The 12,511-nt window shown below is 70.8% G+C and carries 8 protein-coding genes; 7 read left to right on the forward strand and 1 reads right to left on the reverse strand.

What is annotated here, in order from left to right; all coding sequences use genetic code 11:
- Positions 1 to 400 precede the first annotated feature (400 nt).
- Together dacB and VFZ09_RS36800 are read left to right on the forward strand one after the other, a co-directional pair.
- Positions 401 to 2,641: a D-alanyl-D-alanine carboxypeptidase/D-alanyl-D-alanine endopeptidase gene (dacB, locus tag VFZ09_RS36795; RefSeq protein WP_329732441.1), complete on the forward strand. Its 2,241-nt coding sequence runs from the start codon at positions 401 to 403 to the stop codon at positions 2,639 to 2,641.
- Between the two features lie 185 nt (positions 2,642 to 2,826).
- A complete protein-coding gene (locus tag VFZ09_RS36800; RefSeq protein WP_329732442.1) occupies positions 2,827 to 3,348 on the forward strand; it encodes a single-stranded DNA-binding protein in 522 nt (173 codons plus the stop codon).
- 108 nt (positions 3,349 to 3,456) lie between these two features.
- Here the strand turns inward: VFZ09_RS36800 and VFZ09_RS36805 are convergent, their stop codons facing one another.
- Positions 3,457 to 4,182 (reverse strand): succinate dehydrogenase, encoded by a 726-nt coding sequence (locus VFZ09_RS36805; protein WP_329732443.1) that lies wholly within the window; start codon positions 4,180 to 4,182, stop codon positions 3,457 to 3,459.
- A gap of 245 nt (positions 4,183 to 4,427) precedes the next feature.
- On the opposite strand from VFZ09_RS36805, the gene VFZ09_RS36810 reads away from it, so the two are divergent.
- The 5 genes from VFZ09_RS36810 (at position 4,428) to VFZ09_RS36830 (ending at position 11,981) form a co-directional block, all read left to right on the forward strand.
- Entirely contained in the window at positions 4,428 to 5,327 is a 900-nt protein-coding gene (locus tag VFZ09_RS36810; protein WP_329732444.1) for an Hsp33 family molecular chaperone HslO, read from the forward strand.
- Positions 5,328 to 5,425: 98 nt separating this feature from the next.
- Positions 5,426 to 6,100 (forward strand): phosphoribosyltransferase, encoded by a 675-nt coding sequence (locus tag VFZ09_RS36815; RefSeq protein WP_329732445.1) that lies wholly within the window; start codon positions 5,426 to 5,428, stop codon positions 6,098 to 6,100.
- A 24-nt stretch (positions 6,101 to 6,124) separates the two neighbouring features.
- A complete protein-coding gene (gene selB, locus VFZ09_RS36820; protein ID WP_329732446.1) occupies positions 6,125 to 8,041 on the forward strand; it encodes a selenocysteine-specific translation elongation factor in 1,917 nt (638 codons plus the stop codon).
- Positions 8,038 to 10,551 carry an ATP-binding protein gene (locus VFZ09_RS36825; RefSeq protein ID WP_329732447.1) on the forward strand — a complete coding sequence of 838 codons (2,514 nt, stop codon included), beginning with the start codon at positions 8,038 to 8,040 and terminating at the stop codon, positions 10,549 to 10,551. The genes selB and VFZ09_RS36825 overlap by 4 nt, the downstream gene beginning before the upstream one ends.
- Positions 10,548 to 11,981 (forward strand): sigma-54 dependent transcriptional regulator, encoded by a 1,434-nt coding sequence (locus VFZ09_RS36830; RefSeq protein WP_329732448.1) that lies wholly within the window; start codon positions 10,548 to 10,550, stop codon positions 11,979 to 11,981. The genes VFZ09_RS36825 and VFZ09_RS36830 overlap by 4 nt, the downstream gene beginning before the upstream one ends.
- Positions 11,982 to 12,511: the final 530 nt, after the last annotated feature.

Genomic DNA, 12,511 nt, shown 5'->3' on the forward strand with positions numbered 1-12,511 from the left:
CACGCACCCCGAGGGGTGGAGGAGGGCGCGGACACGATCGTATGGGCCGCAACGCTTCCCCCGGAGGGCCCCTCGGGGGGCTTCTTCCGCGACCGCCGATCCATCCCCTGGTAGTCAGAGGCGCGCGGGCGTCTCCGTCCCTGGACGAGCCTGTCGGAGCCGCTCTCACTCCCCCGGAGTGCCGTCACCATGTCGTCACGGGTGGGCAGGCTCATTTCTCGGGAAACCCGCCTGGCCGCCTGCCCGTTTTCCCATGAAGAGAGCACTGGTCCACAGATGCGGTAACGCTTTGCCGCCTGGTGGAAGGCCGGGCGCCCATGAGGGCAGCTCCGGTGAAGTGTCTCCCTTGCCGCCCCCCAGTCCGCCTCCCATAATGGCCCTCACTTTTCCCGGAGAGCACGTGCAGGTCCACCGAGCCAGAACACTCTTGGCCGTGACGGTCGCCATTTTCGTCACGCTTCCGCGCGCGGGTTTCGGCGCGCCGGACGACAAGAAGCGCGCGGAGCGCGAGGCCCTCAGGGCTTCGCTGATGCAGGTGCTGCAGCGCGAGCCCCTCAACGCCAGCCGCGTGGCCGTCCACATGATGAGCCTCGATGACGGCAGCGTGGTGTTCAGCCACAACGCCGACGAGCTGCTCAACCCCGCCTCCAACGTGAAGCTCGTCACCTCGGCGGCGGCCCTCAGCACGCTGGGGCCCGAGTACCGCTACGAGACCGAGTTCCTCGTGGAGTCCGAGTCCGATGGCCTCAAGGCCAAGACGCTCTACGTCCGGGGCAAGGGCGACCCCTCCATCACCACCGAGCGCCTCTACGGCATCGTGGGCGAGCTCTTCCACACCGGCCTGCGCGAGGTGCAGGACATCATCGTGGACGACTCGTGGTTCGACGCCGAGCGCACGCCGCCCGGTTTCGATCAGGAGGACTCGGACCGCGCGTACATGGCGCCCACGGGGGCGTTGAGCCTCAACTGGAACGCGGTGGGCGTGTACCTGCGCCCCGGTGACACCCTCGGCGCCAAGGGCGTGGTGGAGGTGGAGCCGCAGAGCGACTTCTTCGTGGTGGAGAACACGCTGACCACCGGCAATGCCCGGGCGCGCCGCTTCTCGGTGGCCTCGGACGCCGCGGGGACGCAGCAGAAGATCATCGTGCGGGGCCAGGTGCCGCTCGGCGGCGCCTACATGAGCGTCTACAAGAAGATCGACAACCCGCCCATGTACTTCGGCCAGACGCTCAAGCAGATGCTGAACGCGCGGGGCGTGAAGGTGAAGGGCAAGGTGAAGGCGGGCCTCACGCCGTCCAAGGCGAAGCTGGTGTACGTGTCCCAGTCGGAGACGTTCGATCTCATCCTCAAGCGGCTCAACAAGCTCTCCAGCAACTTCGTGGCCGAGACGCTCCTCAAGACGATGGGCGCCGAGGCGCGGGGCGCGCCGGGCAGCTTCGCCAAGGGCATCGACGTGGTGGAGGACTTCCTCGCGCGCGAGGTGGGCATCCCCCGCGGCACCTACGTGATGAAGAACGGCAGCGGCCTGAACGACGCCAACCGCTTCTCCGCCGCGCAGTTCGACCGGATCCTCCGCTACATGTACGAGCGCTTCCCGCTGGCGCCCGAGTACCTGTCCTCGCTGGGCATCGCCGGCAAGGACGGCACGCTCAAGTACCGCTTCGACGGGACGGAGGCGGTGGGGCGGCTGCGCGCGAAGACGGGCACGCTGGAGAACGTGTCGGCGCTGAGCGGCTACGTGCAGGCGGCCGGTGGGGAGAAGTTCATCTTCTCCATGATGGTGAATGACTACCCGGGCCGCTCGGGCCCCGTGGTGCGCGGGCTGGACGCGCTGGGCGCGGGCCTGGCCTCGGTGGGCTCCACGATGGGCCCCGGGCGCGCGGTGGCGGAGCTCGGTGGCGAGCAGTCCAGCAGCCCCCAGGCGGAAGTGGTCAGCCGGGTGAAGACGTACCTGGCGCTGGGCAGCCAGCGGGATTCGCGCAACATCGGCTTCCTGCGCACGGCGTGGCGCAGCGAGAGGGACCCCGCGGTGCGGGCGGTGGTGGCCGAGAGCCTCTACCAGTCCAACCCGCAGGACTACCTCGGGGTGCGCACGCTGCTGGACAGCTACTCGGCGGGCACGGACGTGTATGGCCGGCTGCGCGCGGTGGCGCGGGAGCTGTCGGTGGACGTGCCGGGCCTGGGCAGCATGGTGGAGCTGGCGGCCAGCGGCAACGCCGAGGCGCTCTCGCGCGTCATCGAGCTGTCGTCGGCCGCCTCGGGTGACGCCACCTCGGAGACGGAGATGGCCGAGGGCCTGGGCGCGGTGGCGCGCACGGCGCCCGAGGAGCTGGTGCTGGCGCTCAAGGGCGCGTCCGCGAAGGACCGCGAGGTGGCCACCACGCTGCTGGCGCGCGGGCTGGTGCTGGCCGGCGAGGCGGAGCACCCCTTCTGGAAGGCGCTGAAGAAGAGCCTGGGCTCCACGGACACGAAGCTGGCGGAGTTCGCCCGCTCGCTGGATGGGGCGCTGTCGCGCAAGGTGGCCGAGGAGAAGGCGCCCAAGCCGGCGGTGGTGCCCGCGCAGGTGGTGGCTCCGGCCTCCGCCGTCCAGGTGGGTCCCACGGGTGCCGAGCGCACCGCCGAGACCCGTCCGGGCGGGTGAATCCAGCCCCTGGACGCTCGGCCGCCCTCCGTCCCAGCACCGGAGAGATGACCGGGTGAATCCCTGTTCAGGGGGGGACTCGCCCGGTATGCTATAGGGCGAGTCCGGTGGTGGGTGTTGGGCCCCCACCCGACGCAATGTGACCGGTCCGCGGTGGACCGGTCCTCGTGGAAAGGCAAGGCATCATGGCTGGAGGAGTCAACAAGGTCATCCTCATCGGCAACCTCGGCGCGGACCCGGAGGTGCGTTTCACCCCGGGCGGCCAGGCGGTCGCCAACTTCCGCATCGCCACCAGCGACACCTGGACGGACAAGAACGGCCAGAAGCAGGAGCGCACGGAGTGGCACCGCATCGTCGTGTGGGGGAAGCTCGCGGAGCTGTGCGGCGAGTACCTGAAGAAGGGCCGGCAGTGCTACGTCGAGGGCCGCCTGCAGACGCGGGAGTGGACCGACAAGGAGAACCGGAAGAACTACACCACCGAGGTGGTGGCCAACGCGGTGACCTTCCTCGGCGGCCGTGATGGCGCCGGAGCGGGCGCGGGCGGTGGCGGTGGTGGTGGCCGCGGCGGTGGCTACTCGCAGCAGCGCGGCGGGGGCCAGCAGCAGGGCGGTGGTTACGACGACTACGGTCCGCCCCCCATGGGCATGGACGAGGGTGGCGGTGGTGGTGGCGGCAACGGCGGCGGGGACGACGACATCCCGTTCTAGGGCCGAGCGCCCCGGCGCATGGAAGTGAAACGGCCGCTCCCGGGAGACCGGGGCGGCCGTTCGCCTGTCCGGAGCCCGGCGCGCGGGCTCCTGGAGAGGGGGGGGAGACTAGTGGTCCGACTCCACGCCCCGCGCCTGCATGATGCGGGCGCGCTCCTGCATGACCTCCTCGGTGCCACCGGCCTTGTAGAGCGCGAAGAGGGCGCCCCAGCCGATGCCGAGCAGCACGAGGAAGATGACGATGGACCAGGGCTCGAAGCGGCGCATGGAGCGCTCGGAGGCCAGCAGGCCCCAGCCCATGGCGAAGCCCTGGAGGCCGTTGGCCAGGTGGTAGGCCGTGCCCAGCACGCCCAGCGTGTAGACGGCGATGGTGGGCGGGTGCCAGTGCATCTCGTAGGCGATGGCGGCGAAGGGCTCGGGGCCGCCGTAGATGAGGTGCGGCTGGAGGAAGGCCAGCCAGATGTGGGCGCCCAGGAAGGCGAGCACGCCCAGGCCGGCCACGCGCTGAACGATGTACTTGAGGTTGCCGTAGTAGGGGTAGGCGAGGTTGTTCGGCTTGAAGCTGAACATGCGCACCAGGCCCCAGCCGGTGTGGAAGAGCAGCGGCAGGATGACGATGAGGAAGGTGAAGGCCTGAGCGAACGGGTTCTTGTACTGCGTCACCGCCGTCTGCCAGGCCGCGCCCCCGTAGAAGGCGGCGAGGTTGTCCCACAGGTGGTTCACCACCCAGATGCTCAGCGGCACCACGGCGAGGAACGAGCCCAGGCGGGACTGGAGGAGCGGTGTCTTCTGGGACTGGGAGAGATCGGAAGCGGTGGCGGCGTGCGTGCTCATCGGTACTCCGGACATCGCGCGGTTGGGGGCCGCATGAGTGACAGTCGGACGGACAGGGGGTTATAGCCGGTCCCGGGAGCGGGTGAGACTTTCCGCCATCAGATGGGCCAGCCGGGGCGCACGGAGGTATCAGCCGGGGTGATGCGTGCCAGGAGGCCCCGCTGGCTGGCGCCCGGCCGGGGGAGCCCGGGGGTTGAATGTCATTGGCGAGCGACCCGCGGGTGGGCACGCTACTTCCAGACCCTATGGCCGATGAACTCGTCAGTGGATTGTTGAAGGAAACCGACCTGCGCGTGGTGCTCGTCACCACCAGTGAGCTCTCCAGGCGGGCGCGCGAGCTGCACCGCTCCGCGACGGCCTCGGCCTCGTTGATGGCGGAGGCGCTCACCGCCGGGGCCCTGATGGCCTCGCTGCAGAAGAGCGACTCGCGCATCAACCTGCAGCTGGAGTGCGACGGGCCGTTGCGAGGCCTCTTCGTGGACGCGGACACCGCGGGCGTGCTGCGGGGCTACGCCAAGAATCCCCTCGTGTCCCACCTGGGCGCCGAGGGCGCGTACCACTGGCGTCCGGCGCTGGGGAACAAGGGCTACCTGTCGGTGCTGCGCGACCTGGGCGGGGGCGAGTACTACCGCTCGGCGGTGGAGCTCGAGGCCTTCGATCTGACCAAGGACCTGGAGCGCTACTTCTCCATCTCGGATCAGCTGCCCACGCGCGTCTACCTCACCGTGCTGCCGGGCGAGGCCAACGGCGTCCCCGAGCCCCTGGGCACCGTGGCCGGCCTGTTCCTCCAGCCGTTGCCGGACGGGGACCAGGCGGCCTTCCGGGAGCTGGGCGAGCGGCTCGCCAGGGACTTCGAGTCCGCCGTGAAGGCGCATGGGGCCCAAGGGGCGACGGCGCTCCTCAAGGCGCTGGTGCCCCAGCCGGACCTGGAGGTGATGTCGCGCTACCCCCTGTCCTTCACCTGCAGTTGCAGCAAGGAGCGGGTGAAGCGGGCCCTGGTGACCATGGGCCGGGCGGAGCTGGAGGACATCCTCGCCAACGAGGGGGAGGCCAAGGCGGACTGCCACTTCTGTACGACGCACTACGTCGTCACCGGGGAGGAGATTCGCGAGATTTTGGCGGAGATGGCCCAGGCCATGAGCTGAGCCGGGCTGGAGGGCGGGCAGGCGGGCTCCGGCGGGAGTGGCGGCACCGCGCGGCCCGGGGTATGACGCGGCCCGCACCCCAGACCGGAGTCCTCCCCGTGGCCACCAAGCGGGCAACGCCCACGAAGGCACCGCCCACCCAGGCAACGCCCAAGGGCACGAAGGGCAAGCCTTCCCAGAAGCAGCAGGTGGAGAAGCTCGTCTCCATCCCGTCGGACATGGTCCTCGCACCTCAGGTCGAGGCGCCGCGCCAGCTCACCGGGAGAGACCAATCCCGTTCGAACCGGAGCGTGCAGGAGCTGTCCTGGGCGGAGTTCGACCGCGCGGTGCAGACGCTCGCGCGCCACATCAGCCAGTCCTTCAAGCCCCAGGCGGTGGTGGGCGTGGCGCACGGCGGAGTGTTCGTCGGCGGAGCGCTGTCGAGCGCGCTCGGCTGTGACTTCTACCCGGTGCGCATCAGCCGCCGCAGCCGCGACAAGGGCGTGGCCAAGCCGAAGCTGAGCGGGGAGATGCCGCGCGAGCTCAAGGGCAAGCGCGTGCTCATCGTGGACGACGTCGTCTCCAGTGGCGACACGCTGGAGCTGGCCACCGCGCTGGCCCAGAAGGTGGGGGCGAAGGAAGTGAACACCGCCTCGCTGGTGGCGCGGCCCGGGGGCTTCGCCCCGAGCTTCTGCGCGCTGCCCACCGACGCGCTCGTCGTGTTCCCGTGGGACTACGAGGCCGTCACCGAGGACGGGCGCTTCGACGTGGACCCGGACAAGGCGGGCGCCTAGCCGGGAGGGAGGGCCAGGGGCGAGATGATCATCGGCACCGCGGGGCACATCGATCACGGCAAGACGTCACTGGTCAAGGCGCTCACCGGTATCGACACCGACAGGCTCAAGGAGGAGAAGCGCCGGGGCATCACGCTCGAGCTGGGCTTCGCGCACCTGACGCTCGACGACGGCACGGTGGCGGGCGTGGTGGACGTGCCCGGGCACGAGCGCTTCGTGAAGGCGATGGCGGCGGGCGCCGGCGGGGTGGACCTGGCGGTGCTGGTGGTGGCGGCGGACGAGGGCGTGATGCCCCAGACGCGCGAGCACCTGGACATCTGCCGGCTGCTCGGCGTGAAGGCCGGGGTCATCGCGCTCACCAAGTCGGACCTGCTGGCGGAGCTGGGCGCCGAGTGGCGCGCGCTGGTGGAGGCGGACCTGGCCACGTTGGTGGCGGGCACCTTCCTGGAGGGCGCGCCGGTGGTGCCCGTGTCCTCGAAGACGGGCGAGGGGTTGGACGCGCTGCGCGCCGCGCTCACCCGGGCCGCCCGGGGATTGAGCTCGCGCCCCGCGGAGGGCCCCGCCTTCCTGCCGGTGGACCGGGCCTTCACCATCAAGGGTTTCGGCACGGTGGTGACGGGCACGCTGCTGTCGGGCACCTTCGCGGTGGAGGACGCCGTGTCGCTGTTGCCGGGGCTGCCGGGACCGCTGCGTGTGCGCGGGCTGCAGATGCACGGCGAGGCGGTGCGGAAGGTGGCGGCGGGCCAGCGCACCGCGGTGAACCTGACGGGCGTGGAGCCCGAGGCGATTGCGCGCGGCATGGTGCTGGTGAAGGCCGGCGAGGTGCCCGAGACGCGCATGCTGGACGTGGAGCTGAGCCTGCTGCCCGCGGCGGAGGAGGGGCTTCCCAAGCGCCGCAAGCTGTTGCTGCACCTGGGCACCGCGCAGGTGGAGGCCACGGTGGCGCTGTTGGACCTGGAGAAGCTGGAGCCGGGAGAGACGACGCTCGCGCAGCTGCGGCTGTCCGAGCCGATGGCGGCGTTGCCGGGCCAGCGCTTCATCCTCCGGGGCTCGCGCGTGCTGCCGGGCCGGGGCGCCACGCTGGCCGGTGGGCGCGTGCTGTCCATCACCCCGCCGCGCCGCCGCAAGGGAGGCGCCGAGGTGGTGGCGCCGCTGCTGGAGGCGGACGCGGGAGGCCAGGTGACGTGGTTGCTGCGCCAGTCGGGCTACCGGGGCCTCACGCAGCAGGAGCTCTTCGCCCGCTCGGCGCTCGCGCCCAAGGTGCTCTCCCGGGCGCTGGAGTTGCTGGGTGCGCGGGGCACGGCGCTGCTGGTGGACCGGGAGAAGCGGCTGTACGTCTCGGGCGAGGTGTTCGAGGGGCTGCAGGCGCGCGCCCTGGCGCTGCTCGCGGCCTTCCACGAGCGCGAGCCGCTGCGCGAGGGCCTGTCGCGCGAGGAGCTGCGCCAGCGGCTGTCGGGCGAGCTGGACGCGCGCCTCTTCACCCGGGTGGTGCAGGCGCTGACGGACGCGGGGAAGGTGGAGGTGGACAAGGAGGTGGTGCGCCTCAAGGGGCGTGGGCGGACGCTGTCGCTGGACGAGGACGCGGCGCGCACGCGGCTGGTGGCGGACCTCTCCGCGGCGGGACTGGCGCCGCCCACGCTCAACGAGCTGGCCGAGCGGCTGCGGTTGCCGGCGGCCCGGGTGCAGGAGCTGCTCAAGGTGGCGGTGGCGGAGGGCCGGGTGGTGCGCGTCAGTGAAGAACTGTTCTTCGACACGGGGGCGCTGGCGGGATTGAAGGAGCGGCTGGTTGCCCACCTGCGCGAGAAGAAGGAGATTTCCACCCAGGCCTTCAAGGAGCTGGTGGGCCAGAGCCGGAAGTTCGTGATTCCCCTCTCGGAGTACTTCGACCGCGAGAAGGTGACGCTGCGGGTCGGAGAGAAACGGGTGCTGCGGCGCGCATGAGGACGAGGCGTTACAGCGAGGCGGCCCTGCGGGACCTCATCGACTCCTTCGGCAACCCCATGTACGTGGCGCATGGGGGCCGGGTGTTGGCGGCCAACGAGGCCTACCTGGAGATGCTGGGGCGGAGCCGGGAGCAGGTGGAGGGCCGCCTCTTCCTGGAGTTCGTGCGTCCGGAGGATCGGACGCGGCTGGAGGTGCGCCAGCGGCAGCGGGAGGAGGGGACGCTGAAGGAGCCGGATCCCCAGCGCTACCTGATGCCGAGGGCGGATGGGGGGACGCTGGAGGTGGCCTCCCACGTGCGGTACGTGGAGGTGGAGGGCGTGGGCGCGGCGATGCTCGTCAACTGCCTGGTGCTGGGGCAGCGGCCGGCGGAGCTGGCGGTGGCCGAGCGCCTGGTGGAGACGAGCGCGGAGCTCGTCGCGGCGCGCTCGGAGGAGGCGGTGCGGCGGGTGGCGCTGACGGGCCTCACCCACGCGGGCTTCTCCGCGAGCTTCCTGGTGCGGGACGGGGAGCGCTTCCTCGCGCGGGATGGAGCCCTGCCTCCGGAGGATGGGGCGCTGGGACTGCGGGCGCTGTCCGAGGGGCGGCCCGTGTTCGGCCCTCTCCGGGATGGAGCCACGCCCGTCTACCTTCCGCTGGGCACCACGCTGTCGGAGGTGCTGTGGGTGTGCGGGGTGGGGCTGTCCCCGTCCTACGGCTCGGTGCTGGCGCTCTTCGCCAAGGTGGTGGGCGCGGCCCTCACCGACGCGCGGCTGCTGACGGACGTGGAGCGGGGCCGGTGGGAGATGGTGGCGGTGGCCGAGGCGGCGCGCTTCGTCGCCCAGCCGGAGCCGCCTTCCGCCGAGGACTTCCTGTCGCGCCTGGCCTCGCTGCTCGGCGCGGAGGCCGTGCTGCTGTACGCGCCCCGGACGCCCGAGGGCGAGCTCGTCCTCACCGGGCAGGTGGGGCTGGATGGGGAGCTGAAGCAGGTGCTCGCCGCGCCGTTGGGAGGCCTGTCGCCGTCCGTGGTGGTGGCCCGGGGCGCGGTGCTCTCCAACGAGGCCGAGGAGCGCGCGCTGCTGGAGGCCACGGGCGGCCGTCTGGGCTGTGGCGCGGCGGTGCGCCTGGCGCATGGGGGCCACCCGCGGGGGCTCCTCCAGGTGTTGCGGGCTCCCGGGCGCCCCTTCGTCGGGGCGGACCTGCGGCTGCTGGGCACGCTGTCCGAGCTGTTGATGACGCTGTTGGATCAACGCCGTCTGCGCACCGAGTCCGCCCGGCAGCTCGCGGACACGCGCCTGCTGCTGGACCTGGCCCGGACCACCACCGCCACGCTGGAGGTGGCCAGCATCCTGGACGTGGCCTCGGACTTCCTCGTGAAGCTGCTGGACGTCTCCAACTGCTTCATCCTCCTGCACGACGAGCAGCAAGGGGTGCTGCGAGGCGCCGCCGCCTCCGCCACCCACCGCGACTTCTTCCGGGGCGTGGTGATTCCGGTGGATGAGACCGGCAGCGTCGTCGCGCGCGTGGCCCGCGAGCGCCGGCCGATCGCCGTGCCGGACCTGTCCAAGGTCGAGGGCATGGAGCAGCGCGAGCTCGTCCGCCGCTTCGAGGAGAAGGCCCTGCTGGCCCTGCCGCTCACCTCGCGCGAGGAGCTCATCGGCGTGGTGCTGCTGGACGACACCCGCCAGCCGCGCGACTTCGACACCGCCTTCGTCGAGCTGGCCGAGGCCACGTGCGGGCAGATCGCCCTGGCCATCGCCAACGCCCGGCTCTACGAGTCGCTCTGGGCTTCCTACGCGGAGCTGGCCGCCGCGCGCGCGGAGATGGTGCAGCGCGAGCGCTTCGCCGCGCTCGGCGAGCTGTCGGCCATCGTGGCCCACGAGGTGCGCAACCCGCTGGGCGTCATCTTCAACGCCGTGGCCTCGCTGCGCCGCCTGCTCAACAAGGCCGAGGGTGACGCGGCCATGCTGCTGGACATCCTCGCGGAGGAGAGCGACCGGCTCAACCGCATGGTGGGGGACCTGTTGGACTACACCCGCCCGCGGGAGACGATCCTCCAGGCCGAGGACGTGCCCCGGGTGTTGCAGGACGCGCTGGACTTCGCGCGCTCCCAGCAGCAGAGCATCTCCAACCGTGTCACGCTCGCCGTGGACGTGGCGGAGGACGTGCCTCGCGTGCCGATGGACCGGCGGCTCATCCGCCAGGCGCTCGTCAACGTGCTGGTCAACGCCATCCAGGCCATGCCGCAGGGGGGGGTGGTGCAGGTGCGCGCCCGCCGCGAGGCGCATGGCAACAAGGACGTGCTGCGCATCGACGTGGCGGACCAGGGCTGTGGCATCCCCACCGAGCTGGTGCACCGCGTCTTCGAGCCCTTCTTCACCACGAAGGCCCAGGGCACGGGACTGGGGCTCGCCGTGGTCAAGCGCAACGTCGAGGTGCACCACGGCGAGCTGGCCCTGGAGAGCACGCCGGGCCGTGGCACCACCTTCACCTTCCGTCTTCCCCTCACCCAGCCGACGAGTCTGCCGTGAACGACGCATCGACGCCCCTGACCCGTAGTTGCATCCTGGTCGTGGACGACCAGCGCAACATGCGAGCCACCACCGCGCTCCTCCTGCGCTCCGAGGGTTACACGGTCCTCGAGGCCGCCACGGGGGAGGATGCGCTCACCACCCTGTCGAGCAACAGGGTGGACTTGATGCTGACGGACTTGAAGATGGAGCCCATGGACGGGCTCACCCTGCTGAAGAAGGCGCTGGAGGTGGCGCCGCGCCTGCAGGTCATCATGATGACGGCCTTCGGCTCCATCGAGAGCGCGGTGGAGGCCATGCGCCAGGGGGCGTTCGACTACGTCACCAAGCCCTTCAAGGAGGGCGAGCTGCGCTACCGGGTGGAGCGCGCGCTGGAGCGGGCCCAGCTGCAGAGGACGGTGGACCTGCTCGCCGACGAGTTCAACGAGCGCCACGGCCTGAGCGCGCTGGTGGGCCGCAGCGCGGCGATGCGAGAGCTGACGTCGCGCCTGATGCGCGTGGCGCAGAGTGACGCCACGGTGCTGGTGCAGGGCGAGAGCGGCACGGGCAAGGAGCTGGTCGCCCGCGCGGTGCACGCGCACAGCCGGCGCAAGGACAAGCCCTTCGTCCCCGTCAACTGCGCCGCCATCTCCGAGACGCTGCTGGAGAGCGAGCTGTTCGGCCACGCCAAGGGCGCCTTCACCGGTGCGGTCCGGGCCCGGCGGGGGCTCGTGGAGGAGGCGGACGGTGGCACGCTCTTCATCGACGAGGTGACGGAGACGACGCCGGCCTTCCAGTCCAAGCTGCTGCGCACGCTGCAGGAGGGCGAAGTGCGGCGCGTGGGCGAGTCCACCTCCACGAAGGTGGACGTGCGGATTGTCGCCGCCACCAACCGGGACATCGAGCTGGAGGTGCGCGAGAAGCGCTTCCGGCAGGACCTCTACTACCGGCTGAACGTGGTGACGCTGCGGGTGCCGCCCCTGCGCGAGCGCCTGGAGGATGTGCCCGAGCTGGCCGAGCACTTCCTCAAGCGGGCCAACGCGCGCAGTCCCAACCCGAAGCGGCTGTCGGAGGCGGCGGTGGGGCACCTGACGGGCTACAGCTTCCCGGGCAACGTGCGCGAGCTGGAGAACCTGGTGGAGCAGGCGGCGGCGCTGGCCGAGGGCGTGGAGCTGCTGCCCGAGGACTTCCCGCTGCGCCCCAACACCCGCGTGGAGGTCAGCGGCCCGGTGGGGAGCCCGCCAGTGCCCGCCCTGGACCTCAGCACGCGGATGCCCACCCTGGCCGAGGCGGTGGAGGAGGCCGAGCGGCGGGCCATTGCCCAGGCCCTGGAGAAGCACGGGGTGGACCTGGGCCGCGTGGCCGAGGAGCTGGCCGTCTCCTCCACGACGCTGTGGCGGAAGATGAAGCGCCTCAACCTGCGTCCGTCCGGAGCGGATCATCGGGACTGATTCCGCACGGCGGATGTCGGGTAGGGCACACCCCGCCAGGAATGAAATGCCCCTTCAATCCTGAAAAGCGGAAGTGCTTGAGATGATTGCGGATTTTCACTTCTGCAAAGGGATTGCAGGATTGCAATGCGAGGAGGGCGGCGCTGGGGGCCTGTCCGAGTGCTAAGTGCTTGAAGTTACTGGAGTCTGAGATTCCAGGAGTGCTGGCACGGCGAGTGCTAAAGCATGCAACCGGAGCACGTCGATGTAGCGCTGAAGAGGTTCCCCCCCACCACTTCAGTGTCTCCGATGAGCTTAATTTAGAAGAACCCGCGGCCCGGTCCCCTTCATGAGGGTGCCGGGCCGCCTTCTTTTGGGCTCTGGGCGAATCCCGCTTTTCACTTCTGCAAGGGCATTTCAGGGTTGCAATGCAGGGCTGCAAACCGCCGGGGAGGGGAGGGCGGGCCCGAGACGCCAGATGCCCGGAATCACTGGACATTCGAGGCCCGGAAAGGCTGGCACGGCGGCTGCTATAGGTGGATACAGAGCAC

This window comes from Archangium sp. (assembly GCF_036277355.1).
Classification (GTDB): domain Bacteria; phylum Myxococcota; class Myxococcia; order Myxococcales; family Myxococcaceae; genus Archangium.

Bases quoted from the DNA above. Each gene is read 5' to 3' on its own strand.
- VFZ09_RS36800 (WP_329732442.1), top strand. From the start codon at position 2,827: ATGGCTGGAGGAGTCAACAAGGTCATCCTCATCGGCAACCTCGGCGCG.
- VFZ09_RS36805 (WP_329732443.1), bottom strand. From the start codon at position 4,182: ATGAGCACGCACGCCGCCACCGCTTCCGATCTCTCCCAGTCCCAGAAG.
- VFZ09_RS36810 (WP_329732444.1), top strand. From the start codon at position 4,428: ATGGCCGATGAACTCGTCAGTGGATTGTTGAAGGAAACCGACCTGCGC.
- selB (WP_329732446.1), top strand. From the start codon at position 6,125: ATGATCATCGGCACCGCGGGGCACATCGATCACGGCAAGACGTCACTG.
- VFZ09_RS36825 (WP_329732447.1), top strand. From the start codon at position 8,038: ATGAGGACGAGGCGTTACAGCGAGGCGGCCCTGCGGGACCTCATCGAC.